The sequence below is a fragment of the Streptomyces sp. NPDC047117 genome, assembly GCF_040643545.1.
Classification (GTDB): domain Bacteria; phylum Actinomycetota; class Actinomycetes; order Streptomycetales; family Streptomycetaceae; genus Streptomyces.
Window position 1 is genome coordinate 126,295 of record NZ_JBEYUN010000004.1, and the last position, 19,131, is coordinate 145,425.

The window sequence follows — 19,131 nt, forward strand, 5'->3', positions numbered from 1 at the left end:
CGGCCGAAGCAGCACTCTACCGGCCGGGGAACGCGAAGGTCAGTGCTCTTGGGAGGCCGTGACCAGTTCGGTCAGCACGCCGTGGCAGTCCTTGGGGTGCAGGAAGGTGATCCGGGAGCCCATCGAACCGGTCCGCGGCTCGTCGTAGAGGACCCGTACGCCCTTCTCCCGGATGTCAGCAGCATCACCGTCCACATCCGCGGTGCCGAAGGCGATGTGGTGCACCCCCTCACCGTTCTTCGTCAGCCACTTGCCCACGGCTGAATCCTCACGGGTCGGTTCCAGCAGCTGGAGGTACGAAGCACCGCCGTCCGACGTATCGTTGATCTTGAGCATGGCCTCACGGACGCCCTGCTCCTCGTTGATCTCCTCGTGGAAGACCTGGAACCCGTACGTCGCCCGGTAGAACTCGACGGTCGCGTCGAGGTCATGACAGGCGATCCCGATGTGGTCGATTCGCGTCAGCATTTCTCCAGTGCACCGCTCGCACGCATGATTACGCAACGTGCGCGCGATCACATCCACAGCCCGGTGACCCGGCGCGGTACCGCTCAGTACATTGATGAAAACCCTCGTTAACTTCCCTGCACAGGAAGGGCCGCGCTGATGTCCTCATCGAACGGCAGCACCACCTCCGTGATCGTCGCGGGGGCCCGCACTCCCATGGGGCGCCTGCTGGGCTCCCTGAAGTCCTTCTCCGGCGCGGACCTCGGTGGTTTCGCCATCAAGGCCGCACTGGACCGGGCCGGCATCGGCGGCGACCAGGTGCAGTACGTGATCATGGGCCAGGTGCTCCAGGCCGGCGCGGGCCAGATCCCCGCGCGCCAGGCGGCCGTGAAGGCCGGCATCCCCATGAACGTCCCGGCCCTGACCGTCAACAAGGTCTGTCTCTCCGGCCTGGACGCCATCGCGCTGGCCGACCAGCTCATCCGCGCGGGCGAGTTCGACGTCGTCGTGGCCGGCGGCCAGGAGTCGATGACCAACGCCCCGCACCTCCTCCCGAAGTCGCGCGGCGGCTACAAGTACGGCGCCGTGGAAATGCTGGACTCCATGGCGCACGACGGGCTCACCGACTCCTTCGAGAACGTCGCGATGGGCGAGTCCACCGAGAAGCACAACACCCGGCTGGGCATCGGGCGCCCCGAGCAGGACGAGATCGCCGCCCGCTCCCACCAGCGCGCCGCCGCCGCCCAGAAGAACGGCCTCTTCGAGGCCGAGATCACCCCCGTGGAGATCCCGCAGCGCAAGGGCGAGCCGGTCGTCTTCAGCCAGGACGAGGGCATCCGCGGCGAGACCACCGCCGAGTCCCTCGGCAAGCTGCGCCCGGCGTTCGCCAAGGACGGCACCATCACCGCCGGCAGCGCCTCGCAGATCTCCGACGGCGCCGCCGCCGTGGTCGTGATGAGCAAGGCCAAGGCCGAGCAGCTGGGCCTGGAGTGGATCGCGGAGATCGGCGCGCACGGCAACGTCGCGGGCCCGGACAACTCCCTGCAGTCCCAGCCCAGCAACGCCATCGAGCACGCCCTCGGCAAGGAGGGCCTCAAGGTCGCCGACCTCGACCTCATCGAGATCAACGAGGCGTTCGCCGCGGTCGCCGTGCAGTCCATGAAGGACCTCGGGGTTTCCCCGGAAAAGGTGAACGTCAACGGCGGAGCCATCGCGCTCGGCCACCCGATCGGCATGTCCGGCGCCCGTATCGTGCTGCACCTGGCGCTGGAACTGCGGCGGCGTGGCGGCGGCGTGGGCGCCGCGGCGCTGTGCGGCGGTGGCGGCCAGGGCGACGCCCTGATCGTGCGGGTACCCGGCAAGTGACCCGACCGGGCAGGTGACCGTACGGGTGTCCGCCGGGGCACCCGTACGGCAGGCCCGTACGTACATCCCGCAGGGACCGAGAACGGAGCGCTGAGCAATGGCAGATGTCCCCACCCTGGTCGCCCAGGCCAGGGAGGGCCGGCCGCGTGCGGTGGCCCGGCTGATCTCGCTGGTGGAGGGCGCCTCGCCGCAGCTGCGCGAGGTGATGGCGGCGCTGGCCCCGCTGACCGGCCGGGCGTACGTCGTGGGCCTCACCGGCTCGCCGGGCGTGGGCAAGTCCACGTCCACCTCGGCGCTGGTCAGCGCGTACCGGAAGACGGGCAAGCGGGTGGGCGTGCTGGCCGTCGACCCGTCCTCGCCGTTCTCCGGCGGTGCCCTGCTCGGCGACCGGGTCCGGATGAGCGAGCACGCCTCCGACCCGGGCGTCTACATCCGCTCCATGGCCACCCGCGGCCACCTCGGCGGCCTGGCCTGGGCGGCCCCGCAGGCCATCCGGGTGCTGGACGCGGCGGGCTGCGACGTGATCCTCGTGGAGACCGTCGGCGTGGGCCAGTCCGAGGTGGAGATCGCCTCGCAGGCCGACACCAGCATGGTCCTGCTGGCGCCCGGCATGGGCGACGGCATCCAGGCCGCCAAGGCGGGCATCCTGGAGATCGGTGACGTCTACGTGGTCAACAAGGCCGACCGGGACGGCGCCGACGCCACGGCCCGCGAGCTGAACCACATGCTGGGCCTGGGGGAGTCCCGGGCGCCGGGCGACTGGCGGCCGCCCATCGTGAAGACCGTCGCGGCCCGCGGCGAGGGCGTCGACGAGGTCGTGGAGGCGCTGGAGAAGCACCGCGCCTGGATGGACGAGCACGGCGTGCTCGCCGAGCGCCGGGCCGCCCGGGCCGCCCGCGAGGTCGAGACGATCGCCGTCACGACCCTCCGCGAACGCATCGGCGACCTGCACGGCGACCGCCGGCTCGGCGCCCTGGCCGGGCGGATCATGGACGGCACGCTCGACCCGTACACCGCCGCCGACGAGCTGGTGGCGGGCCTGACGGAACAGGCCTGAACGCACATGGCCGGCCGGCCCGCTCCTCGGGGGGCGAGGAGCGGGCCGGCCGGGCGGGCGGCGGGGGGCGCCGCCGGCTCGGGGTGTGCGACGTACGGGATCAGTCGTCGTCGCCGTTGTCGCCGTTGTCGTGGTCGTCGTCGTCCGAGTGCGCCTGGGTCACGGCGCCGCCCTTGGGGTCGACGTTCACGTGGTGCTCGGCGCCGTCCTTGGTGACCGTCTCGGCCTCCCAGACGAGCTTCTTGCCGTGGTCCGGGCCGTCCAGCTCCACCGACACGACCGTGCCGTGCGCGGCGGCCTTGCCGGCGGCCTGCGCGATGTCGACGGAGGCGTCGTTCAGGGCGGAGCGGACCCGGTCCTTGCCCTCGTCGCCGTCGTCGTCCTGGTCGACGTGCTGACCGCGCACCTCGGCTTTGTCCGCGCCGACGGTGATGTCGTGCCACTTGCCGTCCTTGCCCAGCACGTTCACGTCCCAGGCGACACCGGACTCGTCGTCGTCCAGGTCGACCTCGGTGACCGTCCCCGGCACGGCCTTCAGCGCGGCGGCCGCGGCCTGCTGCGCGGTGACCGTGGCGGACCGCGCCTCACGGGCGTCGTCGCCGTCGCTGTCGTCGCCGGTCCCCTGCCCGTCGTACGACGCCACGCCGTTGGCCTGCTGAGACTGCGCGGGGTTGGATGCCGTCGCCGTCCCGTCCTCGTTACCGATCGCGACTGCGGTCGCGGTGCCGCCGGCGATCAGAGCGGCCGCGGCGACGGTGGCGATGACGACATTGCGCTTCATGGTGAAGCCTCCAAAACGGATTGCTGTTCGGCAGGATCACCTGGGGGCCGGGGGTCGCCCGGAGGGGGCCGGGACTGGCCCCCGAGGTGATGTCCACAGACTGCCGACCCGTTCCTGAAGCCACCCTGAAGGAGCCTGAAGCGGTCTTCAGGAACCCAGCCTGAAGCCGCCTTCAGCAAGCCGGTGGCACTCTTGTCGCATGCGCCTGTTGATCGTGGAGGACGAGAAGCGGCTGGCCCGTTCCCTCGCCGCCGGCCTGACCGCCGAGGGATACGCCGTGGACGTCGTGCACGACGGCCTGGAGGGTCTGCACATGGCGAGCGAGGGCGCCTACGACCTGCTCGTCCTGGACATCATGCTGCCCGGCATGAACGGCTACCGGGTCTGCGGCGCCCTGCGCGCCGCCGGCAACGACGTGCCCATCCTCATGCTCACCGCCAAGGACGGCGAGTACGACGAGGCCGAGGGCCTGGACACCGGCGCCGACGACTACCTCACCAAGCCCTTCAGCTACGTCGTGCTGGTCGCCCGTGTGAAGGCGCTGCTGCGCCGCCGCGGCCGCACCGCGCTGCCCGTGCTGACCGTCGGCGTCCTCACCATCGACCAGGGCGCCCGCACGGTACGGCGCGGGGACGCGGACGTGCCGCTGACCACCAAGGAGTTCGCCGTGCTGGAACAGCTCGCGCTGCGCGCCGGCGAGGTGGTCTCCAAGTCCGACATCCTGGAGCACGTCTGGGACTTCGCCTACGAGGGCGACCCGAACATCGTCGAGGTGTACGTCAGCGCGCTGCGCCGCAAGCTCGGCGCGGCCGCGATCCAGACCGTGCGCGGCGCGGGGTACCGGATGGTGCCCGGTGTTTAGGGCGCTGGGCTCGGTACGGGCCAGAGCGACCGCGGGCGCCACGGCCGTGGTGGCCCTCGCCCTCGTCGGGGTCGGCATAGCGGTCCTCATCGTGCTGCGCGGGAACCTGGTCTCCCAGGCCGATCTGCACGCCGAGGTCACCGCGCGCGAGGTCGCCTCCGAGATCGCCACCGGCACCGCCTACAAGGACCTGGACCTCCCGGACGCCGACGAGCACCCCGTGCTGGTCGACGACGAGCGGGGCCGCGTGCTTGCGGCCGGCGAGGACCTCCAGGAGGTCGACGGCTACAAGGTCACCCGGGGCACGCCGCCCGGCGCCGGCCGCCACGGCGACGACGATGACGACGGCGACACCCCCCGCCCCGGCGAGGTGGACGACGACGTCGACAGCTCCGACGGCACGGCCGTCGTCGACGGCAAGCGCGCCGACTACCGCTGGGCGGAGGTCGACGCCACCGACACCCGCGACCGCACCGTGACCGTCATGGCCGGCACTCCGCTCGGCGCCGAGGAGAAGACCATCGGCTCGGTGCGGAACGCCATGCTGGTCGGCCTGCCGCTGCTGCTCCTGGTCGTCGGGGGCGTCACCTGGCTGGTCACCCGACGGGCGCTCCGCCCCGTCGAGGGCATCCGCGCGGAGATGGCCGCGATCACCGCCAGTACGGACCTGTCCCGGCGGGTGCCGGAGCCCGCGACGCGCGACGAGATCGCCCGGTTGGCCCGGACCACCAACGAGACGCTGGCCGCGCTGGAGTCGTCCGTCGAGCGCCAGCGCCGCTTCATCGCGGACGCCTCGCACGAGCTGCGCAGCCCCATCGCCAGCCTCCGCACCCAGCTGGAGGTGGCCGAGGCCCACCCGGAGCTGCTGGACCTGCCGGGCGCGGTGGAGGACACCGTACGGCTCCAGCACCTCGCCGCCGACCTGCTGCTGCTGGCCCGGCTGGACGCGGGGGAGCGGCCCAAGGACACCCAGGTGGACCTGGGCGCGCTGGCCCGGGAGGAGCTGTCGCAACGGGTCGCCGACCGGCTGCCGGTGTGCGCCGGCGAGCTGCCGAGCGTGGCGGTGTCGGGCTCGCGGAGCCAGCTGAGCCGGATCCTGGGCAACCTCGTGGACAACGCGCAGCGGCACGCCCGTACGCAGGTCTCGGTGGACGTCCGCCGGAACGGCGGCTGGGCCGTGCTGCGGGTGGACGACGACGGGCCCGGGGTGGCGGCGGCCGACCGGGAGCGGATCTTCGAGCGCTTCGTACGGCTGGACGACGCGCGCAGCCGTGACGAGGGCGGTGCGGGGCTGGGCCTCGCCATCGCCCGGGACATCGCCGAACGGCACGGCGGCACGCTGGAGGTACGCGAGGGCGCGGCGTTCGAACTGCGGCTGCCGCTGGCCGACGACCGGGACTGAGGCCGTACACGGCCGGACCGGCCGTCCGCGGCGCCGCGCGGGTGCGACGGTGTTCCCCCACCCGCGTCCCGCACGGCGCCCGGCCGGTCAGTACTTGCCGCGGTGCCCCCGCAGGTGATCGGCGACCGGCGTCAGCGAGGCGCGCAGCGCGGCCAGGTCGTCCGCCGAGAACAGGTCGATGAAGTGCTTGCGCACGGAGGCCACATGGTGCGGGGCGACCCGGCGCATGGTCTCCCAGCCCTCGTCGGTGAGCACCGCGTACAGCCCGCGCCGGTCGGACTCGCAGCTCTCGCGGCGTACCAGCCCGGCGTTCTCCATCCGGGTGATCTGGTGCGAGAGCCGGCTCTTGGACTGGAGCGTGGAGGCCGCGAGGTCACTCATGCGCATCCTGCGCTCCTCGGCCTCCGAGAGGTTCACCAGGATCTCGTAGTCGTTGTAGGTCAGCCCGAACGGCTGGAGGTCCCGCTCCAGCTGGTGCGTCAGCAGCCTGCTGACGTCGAGGTGGGTGCGCCAGGCGCGCTGTTCCTGGTCGGTCAGCCAGGGAGTGTCGCTGTCGGTCGTCATGAATGAATTCTACCCGTGAAAGTTGAATAGTAAATTAGTCATGCCCCGTGATGATGCCCTCACCGCTCCCTCCCGCCGGGGGTCAGACCGCCGGGAGGGCTCAGACGTTCGAGGTCACCCTCCGCAGACTACCGCTCACAGCCCGAAGCGGCGCTGGAGCCCCCCGAGGGAACCCGGCAGCTGCGGCATTTGTGAGCCACCGCTGTGACCAGCGGACCCGCCCGGTACGCCGGGTTCCGCCGCCACTGTCCCCGCCGGAACCTCCGGCATCAGCTGCTCGGTCGACTGCAGCAGGACGGTGCCGGCCCCCACGAACTCGAACTGGTGCTCCTCGCCGGAGACTCCGCCGATCCCGGTGTGCGCCCGCAGCCCGCCGAGGAAGCCGCGCAGGTACTGGTGATCGTAGTGATGGCACGGCGAGGGGCAGTCCGCCCAGCCCACCAGCGCCTGCGGGTCGACCCGGATCGGCGGCTCCGCGAAGACCACCGGACCGTTGGACGCGGCGACGAATTTCCCGGTGCCGATGAGGGTCGAAAAGCCCGGCACGATCGACTGCTTCAGCGACAGGGACGGCTGAAAAGCGAGCAGGTTCCCGGACCGGATGGTGAGATTGCCGTCCTCCAGGTCGTAGGAATTCACATCGAAAGCGCGGTCCGCCAGCACCATTTTCCCGCGGCCCTGCGCGACCACCCAGTCCGCCGCGTGCAACGGGGAATGGAAACTGGTCCTGATGAGCCGGTCCAGCGCGCCGTGCCCGATTCCCTGGAATTCGATCTGCCCGTAATAGGCGACCATCTTTCCCTTCTGCAGGAACCACTGGCCGTTCAGATCCACGCTGAAGGCGTACGGATTGACGTTGTCGTCCACCGGTAGCGAGTGCACATCGTGAATGACCGGACCGCTCACAGCTTCTCCTCCGACGCCTGTACGTAGACGGTGCCCTGGCCCGACAGCTCCAGCTGGAACGCCTCGCCCGAGCCGCGCCCGACCATGTCCCGCCAGCCCAGCGCCGTCGACAGCTTGTTGCGGACGTTGCCGCGGTGCGCCACGTACGCCTGCGGGTCCACGTGCACCGCGCGGTCCTGGCGGATGGGCAGTTCGATCACCCCGCCGTGCGCCATCACCGCCACCGAGCCGTGCCCTTCGAGCGTGGTGGTGAACAGGCCCTGGCCGGTCACCTGGCCGCGCACCATGCCCATCACGCCGCCCTGCGCGCCCATGAACATCGTGCCCTGGCGCAGCGTCCCGTCGAACGCCAGCAGCCGGTCGGCCTCCACGTAGAGGGTGTCGCCGGTGAGATCGACGACGTGGACGTGGTGGCCGCCGTGCCCGAACATGACCGAGGCGGTGGGGGCACCTCCCTGGTCATGAAGACCTTGGGGGACCTCCACGGTCATCAGGGGCGTCGCCTCGTTCGCGATCCGGCGGCCGATCATCGACCCCAGACCGCCCTGGCCGCCCTGCACGTTGGGGGTGAAGGTCACCTCGCCCTGGTACGCGAGCATCGCGCCGCGCTGGCTGAACAGCCGCTGCCCCGGGCCGATCTCCGCCCGGACCATGCGCGAGTTGAGCACCGTGAACGGCATCAGACCTCACCGCCGATCGTGTTGCGCTCGCTGGGCTGCACGTACACCAGGCCCTCGCCCTCGAAGCGGATCTGGAAGGCCTCGCCCGAGCCCTCTCCTACGAACGTGCGGAAGTTCACACCGGACTGGAAGTGCTGCCGCAGATCACCGGTATGGGCGACATACGCGCCCGGGTCGACCTGGAGCGGGGCGTCCCGCGTCACCCGCAGCACCACCGCCGGGCCGTCGGAGGTGAGCGCCGCCTGGCCCGTGCCCTCCACGGTCGTGGTGAACAGCCCGTTGCCCTGCGAGGCGCCGCGCAGCCCGGTGAACGTCGTCCCCGTACGCAGCGCCGCGTCCGTGCAGAGCAGGTTGCTGGCCTCCACGTAGAGCTTCTCGCCGTGCAGGTTCACGAGGTTGATCTCGCTCGCACGGTCCGCGAAATAGCAGGTGCCCTCGCCCTTCACCTCCATGACTTCCATCTGCTCCCCGGTCAGCCGCCGGGTCACCATGCCGCGCAGGCCCTCGCCCCCGCCGCTCATCTTCTTGAACGCCATCCGGCCGTCGTAGGCGACCATCGCGCCGTTCTTCGCCTTCACGGCATCGCCGGTCATGTCGACGGCGAGCACTTTGCTCCCCTGGAGCCGAAACTGAGCCACGGCACCAGACCGTAGTCCGCCGCGGCGCCCACGGGCAGAGGGCCCCGCGGGGACCGGCCGGGAACGGGCCCGGCGACGGGGGACCGCCGCGCTGCTGTCACAATGGAGCGGTGCTTGTGAATGTAAGCACAAGCTAAAGGCTGCACCCCTCCCACCCGAACGAGGTTCCCGTGGACATCAAGACCGCATCCGCCCTGCGCCGGCTCCGCCTGGTCTCCGCCCCCGAGGCGGTCTCCTTCCTCCTGCTGCTGATCTGCTCCGTCCTGAAGCGGACCACGGAGTTCAACGCGGTGCCGGTGATGGGCGCCGTCCACGGCTTCCTGTTCGTGCTCTACGTGGTCTTCTGGCTGGACGCCTGGAACCGTACGAAGTGGTCCTTCGGCACCGCCGCGCTCTACTTCGTCCTCTCCGTCCTGCCCACCGGCGGCTTCTTCGCCGAGCGCCGGCTGAAGCGCGAGGCCGAGGCCACCGTGATCGCGGCGCGTGCCCGCAAGGAGAAGGAAGGCGTCGTAGGAGGGGTCGGCGCATGATCGTCGCATTTTCGGTCAGCCCGCTCGGGGTCGGCGAGGACGTCGGGGAGTACGTCGCCGACGCGGTACGGGTGGTCCGCGAGTCCGGGCTGCCGAACCGCACGGACGCCATGTTCACCTCGATCGAGGGCGAGTGGGACGAGGTCATGGACGTCGTCAAGCGCGCCGTCGCGGCCGTCGAGGAGCGCGCGGGCCGGGTCTCGCTGGTCCTCAAGGCCGACATCCGGCCGGGCGTCACCGACGGGCTCACCTCGAAGGTCGAGACGGTCGAGCGGCACCTCGCGGAGGATCGGGACTGACCGGAACGGAGGGGGCCCCGGCCCCTTCCCCGCCCGTCTCCTGAGACGGGGCTGACCACCATGTGGGCGACCGGTAGGGTCGGAGATGTGCCGAAGCCGCTCAGTCTCCCCTTCGATCCCATCGCCCGCGCCGATGAGCTGTGGCAGCGCCGGTGGGGGGCCGTCCCGGCGATGGCGGCGATCACCTCGATCATGCGGGCCCAGCAGATCCTGCTCGGCGAGGTGGACGCCGTGGTCAAGCCGTACGGCCTCACCTTCGCGCGCTACGAAGCCCTGGTGCTGCTGACCTTCTCGCAGGCGGGCGAGTTGCCGATGTCCAAGATCGGCGAACGTCTGATGGTGCACCCCACCTCGGTCACCAACACCGTCGACCGGCTGGTGAAGTCGGGGCTGGTGGCCAAGCGCCCGAACCCGAACGACGGGCGCGGCACGCTCGCCTCCATCACGGACAAGGGCCGCGAGGTGTGCGACGCGGCCACCCGCGACCTGATGGCCATGGACTTCGGGCTCGGCGCGTACGACGCCGAGGAGTGCCAGGAGATCTTCGCCCTGCTCCGCCCGCTCCGGGTGGCGGCGGCGGATTTCAAGGACGAGTAAAAGCCCTGTCAATAAGGGGCCGATAAGCGGTGCGCCACGGGCGGGGGCGGCGAAGATCGCCCCCGCCCGTGCGGTTACGCTCGATGCCATGAAGAAGAGCGTGCTGACCCGCTACCGGACGATGGCGTACGTGACGGGCGTGCTGCTGGTCCTCCTGACTCTCGGCGTGATCGCCAAGTACCTGCTGCACATCGACGGTGCGGCCGGCTTCACCAGCGTCGTGGGCATCGCCCACGGCTGGCTGTACGTCGTGTACCTCGTATTCGCCTTCGACCTGGGCTCCAAGGCCAAGATGCCGGTCGGCAAGCTGCTGTGGGTGCTGATCGCCGGCACGATCCCCACCGCCGCCTTCTTCGTCGAGCGCAAGGTCTCGCGCGAGCTGGAGCCGCTCGTCTCCGGCACCGCGGCCCCGCAGACCGCCAAGGTCTGACGGGCCCCGCATGAGCGAGCCGTACGGCGACCGCCCGGCCGAGGACCCGCCGTACGACGGCCATCCGCTGGTCGCCGCCGCCCGGCGGCTCGCCGAGGACACCCTCGCGCCCGCCGCCGAGCGCGCCGACCGCGAGGGTGTCGATCCCGCCACGATCGCCGCGGTCAAGGCCTCCGGCGTGCTGGGCGCCGCCGGTCCGGCCGCGTACGGCGGGGCGGCCGCACCGGCCCCCGTCGTCCGGGAGATCGCCGAGACCCTCGCCGGGGCCTGCTGCGCCACCTTCTTCGTCCAGGCCCAGCACCACACGCCGGTCGGCACCCTGGCCGCCGCGCCCGAGGGCACCCCCGTCCGCGAGCAGCTGCTGCGCCCGCTGTGCGACGGCACGCTGCTGTCCGGCATCGCCTTCTCGCACCTGCGTGCCTTCCCCCGGCTGCCGGTGCGTGTCACCCGGGAGCACGCGGGGTGGCGCTTCGACGGCCGGGTGCCCTGGTACACCGGCTGGGGCCTGAACGACGTCCTGATGCTCGGCGGCGCGACCGAGGACGGCGAGGTCGTCTTCGCCGTCACCGAGGCCCGTGAGCAGCCCGGCCTGCGGGCGACCGGACCGCTGGAGCTGGCCGCGCTCTCCGGTACCCGTACCGTCGGCCTGGAGCTGGACGGTCTGGTGCTGCCGGACGGTGCGGTGGCGCTGCGGCAGCCGTACGAGGACTGGGCGGCGGCCGACCGGCCGAAGAACACCAACGTCAATCCGGCGGTGCTGGGCGTCACCCGGGCCGCGCTGGATCTTCTGGACACCTCGGGCGACGAGGCCGCGGTGCGGACCGCGGGCGTGCTGCGCGAGCGGCTGGTGGCCGTGCGCAAGGACGCGTACGCGCTGCTGGACGAGGTGCCGGCCGCTGAGCGGATCGCGGACCGGCTGGCCGCGAAGATGCGGGCGTACGACGTGCTGCGGGCGGCGACCACGGCTGCTGTCGTGGCGGGCGGTGGCCGGGCGGTCGGCCTGGACCGGCCGGCCCAGCGGCTCGCCCGTGAAGGCATGTTTCTGCTGGTCCAGGGCCAGACGGCGGATGTCAGGGAAGCGCACCTGGCGGCTCTGCGCGGCTGATTCCGGGCCCCGGTGGGGTGCTCCGCGGCCGTTCGCCATCGACAATTAGTAGGACGTCCAAGTAAATTTGGAAGCATGGACGCTGACGCGATCGAAGAGGGCCGCCGCCGCTGGCAGGCCCGGTACGACTCCGCACGCAAGCGCGACGCGGACTTCAGCACGCTCTCGGGCGACCCCGTCGACCCGGTGTACGGCCCCCGGCCCGGCGACGCCTACGAGGGCTTCGACCGGATCGGCTGGCCCGGCGAATACCCCTTCACGCGCGGCCTGTACCCGACCGGCTACCGCGGCCGGACGTGGACCATCCGCCAGTTCGCGGGCTTCGGCAACGCCGAGCAGACGAACGAGCGGTACAAGATGATCCTCAAGGCGGGCGGCGGCGGCCTGTCCGTCGCCTTCGACATGCCGACCCTCATGGGCCGCGACTCCGACGACCCGCGCTCGCTCGGCGAGGTCGGCCACTGCGGCGTCGCCATCGACTCCGCCGCCGACATGGAGGTCCTCTTCAAGGACATCCCGCTCGGTGACGTCACCACGTCCATGACGATCAGCGGCCCGGCCGTCCCGGTCTTCTGCATGTACCTGGTCGCGGCCGAGCGGCAGGGCGTCGACCCCGGCGTCCTGAACGGCACGCTCCAGACGGACATCTTCAAGGAGTACATCGCCCAGAAGGAGTGGCTGTTCCAGCCCGAGCCGCACCTGCGGCTGATCGGCGACCTGATGGAGCACTGCGCCCGCTCCATCCCCGCCTACAAGCCGCTCTCGGTCTCCGGCTACCACATCCGCGAGGCCGGTTCGACGGCCGCGCAGGAGCTGGCGTACACCCTCGCCGACGGCTTCGGCTACGTCGAGCTGGGCCTGAGCCGCGGCCTGGACGTGAACACCTTCGCGCCCGGCCTGTCCTTCTTCTTCGACGCGCACCTCGACTTCTTCGAGGAGATCGCCAAGTTCCGCGCCGCGCGCCGGATCTGGGCCCGCTGGATGCGTGACGTGTACGGCGCGACCAGCGAGAAGGCGCAGTGGCTGCGGTTCCACACGCAGACCGCGGGCGTCTCGCTGACCGCGCAGCAGCCGTACAACAACGTCGTACGGACCGCGGTGGAGGCCCTCGCCGCCGTCCTCGGCGGCACCAACTCGCTGCACACCAACGCGCTGGACGAGACCCTCGCCCTGCCCAGCGAGCAGGCCGCGGAGATCGCGCTGCGTACCCAGCAGGTGCTGATGGAGGAGACCGGCGTCGCCAACGTCGCCGATCCGCTGGGCGGTTCCTGGTACGTCGAGCAGCTGACGGACCGGATCGAGGCGGACGCCGAGAAGATCTTCGAGCAGATCAAGCAGCGCGGCGCTCGCGCGGTGCCCGACGGCCGGCACCCGATCGGCCCGATCACCTCCGGCATCCTGCGCGGCATCGAGGACGGCTGGTTCACCGGCGAGATCGCCGAGTCCGCCTTCCAGTACCAGCAGGCCCTGGAGAAGGGCGACAAGAAGGTCGTCGGCGTCAACACCGCCCACGGCTCGGTCACCGGTGACCTGGAGATCCTGCGGGTCAGCCACGAGGTGGAGCGCGAGCAGGTGCGTGTCCTCGCCGACCGCAAGGCGGCCCGGGACGACGCGGCGGTGCGCACGGCGCTGGACGCCATGCTGGCCGCGGCCCGCGACGGCGGGAACATGATCGAGCCGATGCTGGACGCGGTCCGGGCGGAGGCCACGCTCGGCGAGATCTGCGACGCGCTGCGGGACGAATGGGGCGTCTACACGGAGCCGGCCGGATTCTGAGCAGGCGCAGCAGGTACGGCAGGCGCGGCCGGCGCGCAGACAACGGAATCCGTGGCGTTCTTCCGGGCGGTCCGGGTAGGTGGGTGCGGTCTGCATCCATCTACCTCCCCCGGAGACGTACGTGAAGAGACCCGCTCTCGCCGCTGCCGGCACCGCAGCCCTCGCCACCGCCCTGCTGGCCGGTTCCGCGGTCGTCGGCGCCCCCGCCGGCGCCGATCCCGCGCCGGAGCCGCACGCGGCACGGGCGCACGAGGCCCGCATCCAGGACGACTTCGACTCCCTCGGCCCGGAGGTGCGGGCCACGAAGCTGTCCACCGGCCGCACCGCGCACTACATCGACGAAGGGCCGCGGGACGGCCGGCCGGTGCTGTTCATCGGCGGTACGGGCACCAGCGCGCGGGCGGCGCACATGACCGACTTCTTCCGCTCCACGCGCGAGTCGCTGAACCTGCGGCTGATCTCGGTCGAGCGCAACGGCTTCGGGGACACCGCGTACGACAAGGACCTGGGCAAGGCCGACTTCGCGAAGGACGCGCTGGAGGTCCTGGACCGGATCGGCGTCAAGAAGACCGCCGTGGTCGCGATCTCGGGCGGCGGGCCCTACGCCGCCGAGCTCGCGAGCCGCGCTCCGCAGCGCATCGACGCGCTGCACCTGGCCGCCGCGCTGCCCCCGTACGGCAAGAAGCCCGACTACTGCGGGCTGTCCGACGCGGAGCTGGGCAAGCAGCTGGCCCCGACGATCGCCGATCCCCGGAAGTGGTGGGCGTTCCCCGACGACAGCCCGACGAAGAAGATCCCGGGCTTCGCGGACACCGCGTACGAGGAGGGCGCGCGGACCTACAACCAGCGCGGCCAGAAGGCGGACCCGGCCCCGCAGGTGCACGAGCAGAAGCTGTACTGCCGGCGGCCCGGCCCGGGCCTCTCGAAGCTGACGGCGCCGGTCGTCCTCTACAGCGGCAAGAAGGACACCACCGTGCCGCCCAGCACCATCAAGACGTGGCAGCAACAGCTGCCGGGCAAGCCGCTGGTGCGCTCGTACGCCGACTCCGGGCACGACGTGCAGTACCGGCACTGGGACCAGATCCTGGTCGACCTGGCCGGGTTCACCGACCGCACGGTCGTCTGCCGGGACGGGCACAGCGGCATGCTGCCGGCCCGTACGGCGGAGAAGCTGGTGGCCGGCGGGCGGGCCACGCTGGGCAGCTGCGCCTGGCAGAAGTCCGGCTGACCGGCAGTCACTCCGCCCCGGCCGGCGGGAGTTCCGTCCGGTCGCGCGGGAAGCGCAGCCGGAACAGCGCCCCGCCGCCCGGGGCCCGCTCCGCGGCGAGCGCGGCGTGGTGCGCGCGGGCGATCTGCCGGGCCATCGCCAGGCCCAGCCCGGAGCCGGGCAGGGTACGCGCGGCCTGCGCGCGGTAGAAGCGGTCGAAGACGTGCGGCAGGTCCTCGTCGGCGATGCCCGGGCCGTGGTCCCGCACGGTGATCTCCAGCGCGCCCGGCGGGGCGGTCAGCTCCGCCTCGACCGGGCCGCCGGGCGGGGAGAACTTGGCGGCGTTGTCGAGCAGGTTCGACAGCAGGCGGGCGAGGCGGGCGGGGACGCCCGGCACCGTCAGCGCCTCCGTGCCCGGCGCGGTCCGTACGGTGAAGCCGATCTCCGGCCAGTGGCCGCGGGCCGCGGCCACCGCGTGCTCCAGCAGCGCCGCGGCGCGCACCTGCTCGACCAGCGGCTGCGGTTCCTCGTCGCGGGCCAGCTCGATCAGGTCGTTTACCAGCGTGGTCACCTCGCGGAGCTGGCGGCCCAGGGCGGCCGAGGCGCGGTCGCGCTGGGCGTCGGTCAGCCGGTCGGCGCGGGCGAGGAGTTCGGCGTTCGTCCGGAGCGCCGTGAGCGGTGTGCGCAGCTCGTGGGAGGCGTCGGCGACCAGCCGGCGCTGGGCGGCGACCGACTGCTCCAGCTCGCCGAGCATGGTGTTGAAGCTGGCCGCGAGCCGGGTCAGCTCGTCCTCGCGGCCGGGCGGCCCGGCGGGCAGTTCGATGCGGTGGGCGGCGTCGCGGGTGGCGGCGATCCGTTCCGCCGCGGCGGTCAGCCGGGTGACGGGCGCCAGGCCCGTGCGGGAGACCCAGTAGCCGAGCGCGGCGGCCAGCAGTACGCCCGCGCCGCCCACCGTCGCGAGCATCCCTGCGGCCTGCCGCACCCCCTTCTCCACGGTGTCCGCGCGCAGCGCCACCTGCACCGCCGTGCCGTCCTTGAAGTGCTGTACGAGCATCCGGGCGGGGTGGCCGTGCAGGGTGACGGCGCTGAAGTACGGGGCGCGCCGCCCGGCCGCGACCTCGCGGACGGCGCCGGTGACCGGCAGCGCGTACGTCCCGGACGGGTCGTCGGCGGCGTCGGCGGGGACGATCTGGGAGCAGGCGGGGGCCGACAGGTAGCGGCACTCGGCGGCCACGACGCCGGGAGCTGCTTCGTGGGGGCCCTGGTTCTGCTGCATCACCAGGGTCGCCGACTGGGTGAGGTTCAGCTCCAGCTGGTGGCCCATGGCGTACCGGATGATGACGAAGGCGGCGGTGCACACGCCGACCGCGACCAGCGCGACGGCCGCGGAGGCGGCCAGCGCCAGCCGGGTCCGCAGCGGCCGCCGTCGACGCCAGGGCGCGCCGGCCCCGCGCCGGCCGCTCATCCTTCGTTGAGGGGGTGTCTGATGGGTCTCCGTGGCGTCGCGGCGACCCATCAGACACCCCCCAGCCGGTAGCCGATGCCGTGCACGGTGTGCAGCAGCCGCGGTTCGCCGCCCGCCTCCAGCTTGCGGCGCAGGTAGCCGACGTACACCGCGAGGGAGTTGGAGTCCGGGCCGAAGTCGCGGCCCCAGACCCGCTCCAGGATCACCTCGCGCGGTACGACCTGCCCGGGGTTGCGCGCGAGCAGGTCGAGCAGGGCCCACTCGGTGCGGCTGAACTCCAGCCGCCTACCGGCCCGGCGGCCGGTCCGGGTGGCCGGGTCGAGCACCAGGTCGGCGACGGCCGGGGCCGCGCCGGCGGACGCCGGGGTGACGCGGCGGAGCAGGGCCCGCAGCCGGGCGGTCAGTTCGTCCAGCGCGAAGGGCTTGACCAGGTAGTCGTCGGCACCGGCGTCCAGGCCGTCCACCCGCTCGCTGACCGAGTCCAGGGCGGTCAGCACCAGGATGGGCGTACGGTCGTCCAGCGCCCGCAGCCGCCGGCAGACGGCGAGGCCGTCCAGGACGGGCATCATCACGTCCAGCACGAGCGCGTCCGGCTGCCACTCCGCGACGGCGCTGAGCGCGGCCAGCCCGTCGGCGGCGCCGCGTACCCGGTAGCCCTCCACGGTCAGCCCGTCCTCGACGGCGGCGCGCACCTCGGCGTCGTCGTCGACGACCAGGACGCGGGGCGCGGGCGGGTCCGTGTGCGGGGGCGGCGGGGGTGATCCGGTCGGCGGCATGGGCCAAGGCTGCCAAACGGCGCTCTTAGAACGTTCTTAGGGCGCGCGCCGAGCGTGGCGGCCATGCGCACACCACTCTCCGTTGTCATCGGGGCCGGCGGCACCGGCGGCCACATCTACCCCGGGCTCGCCCTCGCCGACGCGCTGCGCCGCGCCGTGCCGGACGCGGTGATCTCCTTCGTCGGCACCGAGCGCGGGCTGGAGACGCGGCTGATCCCGCGGGCCGGCTATCCGCTGCACACCGTCGACATGATCCCCTTCGATCCGGCGCTGGGCGCCCGGCGCTTTCTGCTCCCCGCCGACCTGCTGAAGTCCGGCGCCCAGTGCCGGGCGATCCTGCGGGCGCAGGGCGCGCAGGTCGCGGTCGGCATGGGCGGCTACCCCAGCGCGCCGGTGATCGTCGGCGCCCGGCTGGCGGGGCTGCCGAGCCTGATCCACGAATCCAACGCGGTACCGGGCCGGGCCAACAGGTTCGCCGCCCGGCTCACCCCGCACATCGCCCTCGCCTTCGACCGCAGCCGGGCGCACCTGCCGGGCGGGGAGCGGGCCGAGACGGTCGGCATGCCGCTGTCGGGGCCGCTGGCGGGGCTGGACCGGGCGGCGCTGCGCGGCCCGGCCCGCCGGGCGCTGGGTGTCCCGGACGGGGCCCGGCTGCTGCTGGTCAACGGCGGCAGCCTCGGCGCCGCCCGGCTCACCGAGGCGGCCCTCGGGCTGGCCGCCCGGTACCGCCACCGCGCGGACCTGCGGCTGCTGATCAAGACAGGGCCCGCGGCGCTGGACGCCGCGCGGGAGCGGCTGGCCGCCGAGGGCGGCGACGCGGTCGCGGCGGCGGTCCCGTACCTGGACCGGATGGACCTCGCGTACGCCGCCGCCGATCTGGTGGTGTGCCGGGCCGGCTCGGCGACCGTCGCGGAGCTGGCCACGATCGGCATGCCGGCCGTCCTCGTCCCGTATCCGCATGCCCCGGGCGACCACCAGACGCACAACGCGCGGGTGCTGTCCGACGCCGGGGCCGGGCTGCTGCTGCCCGACGCCGAGACCACCGCCGAGCGGCTCGACGCCGTCGTCGGCCCGCTCCTGGACGACCCGGCGCGGCTGGCGGCGATGGGCGCCGCCGCCGATCCGGGCGACCACGCCCGCGCCGCCGGCCTGCTGGCCGCGAAGGTCCTCCGGCTGGCCGGCCGCACCACCTCCACCCGCACTTCCGCCTCTTCGAAGGAGTACGCATGACCACGCAGCACAACCCCTGGGAGGGCCGCCGCGTCCTCGTCACCGGAGCCGAGGGGTTCATCGGCTCCACGCTCGTCGACCTGCTCGTCGAGCGTGGCGCCCGGGTCCGGGCGCTCGTCCACTACAAGCCGTACGCGGAGAAGGGCCATCTGGCCCGGTACCTGCGGCCGGGCGGTCCCGTGGAGATGATGGCGGGGGACGTGCGGGACGCGGGCCGGGTGCGGGACGCGGTGGCCGGCTGCGACACGGTCTTCCATCTCGCCGCGCTGATCGGCATCCCGTACAGCTACGACTCGCCGGGCGCCTACGTGCAGACCAACGTGGTCGGTACGGAGAACGTGTGCGAGGCCGCCCGGCTGCACGGCGTGCGGCGGCTGGTGCACACCTCCACGAGCGAGGTGTACGGCACCGCGCGCACCGTGCCCATCGGCGAGAACCACCCGCTGCAGCCGCAGTCCCCGTACTCCGCCTCCAAGATCGGCGCCGACATGCTGGCGCTCTCCCACTGGCACGCCTTCGGGCTGCCGGTCACCGTGGTGCGCCCGTTCAACACCTACGGGCCGCGGCAGTCGGCGCGCGCGGTGATCCCGACGATCCTCGCGCAGCTGCACTCCGGCGCCCGGCGGATCAAGCTGGGCTCGCTGACGCCGACCCGGGACTTCACCTATGTCACGGACACCGCCGAGGGGTTCCTCGCGATGGCGGAGTGCGACCGGGCGGTGGGCGAGGTGGTCAACCTCGGCACCGGGCAGGAGATCTCCATCGGGCAGCTCGTGGAGGAACTGATGGCGGCCTCGGGCCGGGAGGCGGAGGTGGTCGTGGACCGGGCGCGGCTGCGGCCCGCCGGCAGCGAGGTGGAGCGGCTGCTGTCGGACAACGCGCGGGCCCGGGAGCTGTCCGGCTGGCAGCCGAGGGTGCCGCTGAAGGTCGGGCTGCGGCGTACCTCGGACTGGGTCGGCGGGCATCTGCACCTGTTCGCGGCGGACCGGTACCAGGTCTGAGCGCGCCCGCTCC

The 19,131-nt window shown here is 72.5% G+C and carries 21 protein-coding genes; 13 read left to right on the top strand and 8 right to left on the bottom strand.

Annotated features, from left to right (window positions below):
* Nucleotides 1–39: 39 nt before the first annotated feature.
* Entirely contained in the window at nt 40–468 is a 429-nt protein-coding gene (gene mce / locus ABZ840_RS09150) for a methylmalonyl-CoA epimerase (RefSeq protein ID WP_361555733.1), read from the bottom strand.
* A gap of 168 nt (nt 469–636) precedes the next feature.
* On the opposite strand from mce, the gene ABZ840_RS09155 reads away from it, so the two are divergent.
* Both ABZ840_RS09155 and meaB read left to right on the top strand, forming a co-directional pair.
* A complete protein-coding gene (locus ABZ840_RS09155; RefSeq protein ID WP_361556548.1) occupies nt 637–1,812 on the top strand; it encodes an acetyl-CoA C-acetyltransferase in 1,176 nt (391 codons plus the stop codon).
* Nucleotides 1,813–1,909: 97 nt separating this feature from the next.
* The gene (gene meaB, locus ABZ840_RS09160; RefSeq protein WP_361555736.1) at nt 1,910–2,869 is read left to right on the top strand and encodes a methylmalonyl Co-A mutase-associated GTPase MeaB; all 960 of its coding nucleotides are present in this window, start codon (nt 1,910–1,912) and stop codon (nt 2,867–2,869) included.
* 100 nt (nt 2,870–2,969) lie between these two features.
* Here the strand turns inward: meaB and ABZ840_RS09165 are convergent, their stop codons facing one another.
* Complete coding sequence (locus ABZ840_RS09165; protein ID WP_361555739.1) at nt 2,970–3,650, bottom strand: PepSY domain-containing protein; 681 nt, start codon at nt 3,648–3,650, stop codon at nt 2,970–2,972.
* Nucleotides 3,651–3,849: 199 nt separating this feature from the next.
* On the opposite strand from ABZ840_RS09165, the gene ABZ840_RS09170 reads away from it, so the two are divergent.
* Nucleotides 3,850–4,512 (top strand): response regulator transcription factor, encoded by a 663-nt coding sequence (locus tag ABZ840_RS09170; RefSeq protein ID WP_361555742.1) that lies wholly within the window; start codon nt 3,850–3,852, stop codon nt 4,510–4,512.
* Nucleotides 4,513–4,516: 4 nt separating this feature from the next.
* Nucleotides 4,517–5,914, top strand: a complete 1,398-nt coding sequence (locus ABZ840_RS09175; protein ID WP_361556551.1) for a HAMP domain-containing sensor histidine kinase — start codon at nt 4,517–4,519, stop codon at nt 5,912–5,914.
* 87 nt (nt 5,915–6,001) lie between these two features.
* On the opposite strand, the gene ABZ840_RS09180 is transcribed toward ABZ840_RS09175, so the two are convergent.
* From ABZ840_RS09180 to ABZ840_RS09195, 4 genes are all read right to left on the bottom strand, one after another.
* Nucleotides 6,002–6,478 (bottom strand): MarR family transcriptional regulator, encoded by a 477-nt coding sequence (locus ABZ840_RS09180; protein ID WP_361555745.1) that lies wholly within the window; start codon nt 6,476–6,478, stop codon nt 6,002–6,004.
* A 135-nt stretch (nt 6,479–6,613) separates the two neighbouring features.
* Nucleotides 6,614–7,384: an AIM24 family protein gene (locus ABZ840_RS09185; RefSeq protein WP_361555748.1), complete on the bottom strand. Its 771-nt coding sequence runs from the start codon at nt 7,382–7,384 to the stop codon at nt 6,614–6,616.
* Nucleotides 7,381–8,064 carry an AIM24 family protein gene (locus tag ABZ840_RS09190; protein WP_361555751.1) on the bottom strand — a complete coding sequence of 228 codons (684 nt, stop codon included), beginning with the start codon at nt 8,062–8,064 and terminating at the stop codon, nt 7,381–7,383. The genes ABZ840_RS09185 and ABZ840_RS09190 overlap by 4 nt, the downstream gene beginning before the upstream one ends.
* Nucleotides 8,064–8,702 carry an AIM24 family protein gene (locus ABZ840_RS09195; RefSeq protein ID WP_361555754.1) on the bottom strand — a complete coding sequence of 213 codons (639 nt, stop codon included), beginning with the start codon at nt 8,700–8,702 and terminating at the stop codon, nt 8,064–8,066. Before ABZ840_RS09195 ends, ABZ840_RS09190 begins: the two co-directional genes overlap by 1 nt.
* Nucleotides 8,703–8,872: 170 nt before the next feature.
* Between ABZ840_RS09195 and ABZ840_RS09200 the strand changes: the two genes are divergently transcribed.
* The 7 genes from ABZ840_RS09200 to ABZ840_RS09230 all read left to right on the top strand — a co-directional run bounded on the left by ABZ840_RS09200 (nt 8,873) and on the right by ABZ840_RS09230 (nt 14,667).
* Nucleotides 8,873–9,232 (top strand): DUF3817 domain-containing protein, encoded by a 360-nt coding sequence (locus ABZ840_RS09200; RefSeq protein ID WP_361555758.1) that lies wholly within the window; start codon nt 8,873–8,875, stop codon nt 9,230–9,232.
* Complete coding sequence (locus tag ABZ840_RS09205) at nt 9,229–9,531, top strand: MTH1187 family thiamine-binding protein (protein ID WP_361555761.1); 303 nt, start codon at nt 9,229–9,231, stop codon at nt 9,529–9,531. Before ABZ840_RS09200 ends, ABZ840_RS09205 begins: the two co-directional genes overlap by 4 nt.
* An 87-nt stretch (nt 9,532–9,618) precedes the next feature.
* The gene (locus ABZ840_RS09210; RefSeq protein ID WP_030621285.1) at nt 9,619–10,128 is read left to right on the top strand and encodes a MarR family transcriptional regulator; all 510 of its coding nucleotides are present in this window, start codon (nt 9,619–9,621) and stop codon (nt 10,126–10,128) included.
* Nucleotides 10,129–10,216: 88 nt separating this feature from the next.
* A complete protein-coding gene (locus ABZ840_RS09215; RefSeq protein ID WP_361555765.1) occupies nt 10,217–10,558 on the top strand; it encodes a DUF3817 domain-containing protein in 342 nt (113 codons plus the stop codon).
* A 10-nt stretch (nt 10,559–10,568) separates the two neighbouring features.
* Nucleotides 10,569–11,663: an acyl-CoA dehydrogenase family protein gene (locus ABZ840_RS09220; protein WP_361555768.1), complete on the top strand. Its 1,095-nt coding sequence runs from the start codon at nt 10,569–10,571 to the stop codon at nt 11,661–11,663.
* Nucleotides 11,664–11,738: 75 nt separating this feature from the next.
* A complete protein-coding gene (locus ABZ840_RS09225; RefSeq protein WP_361555771.1) occupies nt 11,739–13,439 on the top strand; it encodes a methylmalonyl-CoA mutase family protein in 1,701 nt (566 codons plus the stop codon).
* Nucleotides 13,440–13,560: 121 nt separating this feature from the next.
* Nucleotides 13,561–14,667, top strand: coding sequence for an alpha/beta hydrolase (locus tag ABZ840_RS09230; RefSeq protein ID WP_361555774.1), 1,107 nt, complete (start codon nt 13,561–13,563; stop codon nt 14,665–14,667).
* A gap of 7 nt (nt 14,668–14,674) precedes the next feature.
* Here the strand turns inward: ABZ840_RS09230 and ABZ840_RS09235 are convergent, their stop codons facing one another.
* Nucleotides 14,675–16,111: a HAMP domain-containing sensor histidine kinase gene (locus tag ABZ840_RS09235; protein ID WP_361555777.1), complete on the bottom strand. Its 1,437-nt coding sequence runs from the start codon at nt 16,109–16,111 to the stop codon at nt 14,675–14,677.
* Between the two features lie 50 nt (nt 16,112–16,161).
* Nucleotides 16,162–16,887 carry a response regulator transcription factor gene (locus tag ABZ840_RS09240; RefSeq protein ID WP_361555780.1) on the bottom strand — a complete coding sequence of 242 codons (726 nt, stop codon included), beginning with the start codon at nt 16,885–16,887 and terminating at the stop codon, nt 16,162–16,164.
* Between the two features lie 63 nt (nt 16,888–16,950).
* Here ABZ840_RS09240 and ABZ840_RS09245 point away from each other — a divergent pair, with 63 nt between their 5' ends.
* Entirely contained in the window at nt 16,951–18,117 is a 1,167-nt protein-coding gene (locus ABZ840_RS09245; protein ID WP_361555783.1) for a UDP-N-acetylglucosamine--N-acetylmuramyl-(pentapeptide) pyrophosphoryl-undecaprenol N-acetylglucosamine transferase, read from the top strand.
* The gene (locus ABZ840_RS09250) at nt 18,114–19,118 is read left to right on the top strand and encodes a GDP-mannose 4,6-dehydratase (protein ID WP_361555786.1); all 1,005 of its coding nucleotides are present in this window, start codon (nt 18,114–18,116) and stop codon (nt 19,116–19,118) included. Before ABZ840_RS09245 ends, ABZ840_RS09250 begins: the two co-directional genes overlap by 4 nt.
* The last annotated feature ends 13 nt before the right edge of the window (nt 19,119–19,131 follow it).

Excerpts from the sequence above, each read along its gene's own strand:
- ABZ840_RS09225 (WP_361555771.1), top strand. The coding sequence starts at position 11,739 with ATGGACGCTGACGCGATCGAAGAGGGCCGCCGCCGCTGGCAGGCCCGG.
- mce (WP_361555733.1), bottom strand. The coding sequence starts at position 468 with ATGCTGACGCGAATCGACCACATCGGGATCGCCTGTCATGACCTCGAC.
- ABZ840_RS09220 (WP_361555768.1), top strand. The coding sequence starts at position 10,569 with ATGAGCGAGCCGTACGGCGACCGCCCGGCCGAGGACCCGCCGTACGAC.
- ABZ840_RS09165 (WP_361555739.1), bottom strand. The coding sequence starts at position 3,650 with ATGAAGCGCAATGTCGTCATCGCCACCGTCGCCGCGGCCGCTCTGATC.
- ABZ840_RS09250 (WP_361555786.1), top strand. The coding sequence starts at position 18,114 with ATGACCACGCAGCACAACCCCTGGGAGGGCCGCCGCGTCCTCGTCACC.
- ABZ840_RS09215 (WP_361555765.1), top strand. The coding sequence starts at position 10,217 with ATGAAGAAGAGCGTGCTGACCCGCTACCGGACGATGGCGTACGTGACG.
- ABZ840_RS09205 (WP_361555761.1), top strand. The coding sequence starts at position 9,229 with ATGATCGTCGCATTTTCGGTCAGCCCGCTCGGGGTCGGCGAGGACGTC.
- ABZ840_RS09235 (WP_361555777.1), bottom strand. The coding sequence starts at position 16,111 with ATGAGCGGCCGGCGCGGGGCCGGCGCGCCCTGGCGTCGACGGCGGCCG.
- ABZ840_RS09180 (WP_361555745.1), bottom strand. The coding sequence starts at position 6,478 with ATGACGACCGACAGCGACACTCCCTGGCTGACCGACCAGGAACAGCGC.
- ABZ840_RS09245 (WP_361555783.1), top strand. The coding sequence starts at position 16,951 with ATGCGCACACCACTCTCCGTTGTCATCGGGGCCGGCGGCACCGGCGGC.
- ABZ840_RS09190 (WP_361555751.1), bottom strand. The coding sequence starts at position 8,064 with ATGCCGTTCACGGTGCTCAACTCGCGCATGGTCCGGGCGGAGATCGGC.
- ABZ840_RS09170 (WP_361555742.1), top strand. The coding sequence starts at position 3,850 with ATGCGCCTGTTGATCGTGGAGGACGAGAAGCGGCTGGCCCGTTCCCTC.
- meaB (WP_361555736.1), top strand. The coding sequence starts at position 1,910 with ATGGCAGATGTCCCCACCCTGGTCGCCCAGGCCAGGGAGGGCCGGCCG.
- ABZ840_RS09240 (WP_361555780.1), bottom strand. The coding sequence starts at position 16,887 with ATGCCGCCGACCGGATCACCCCCGCCGCCCCCGCACACGGACCCGCCC.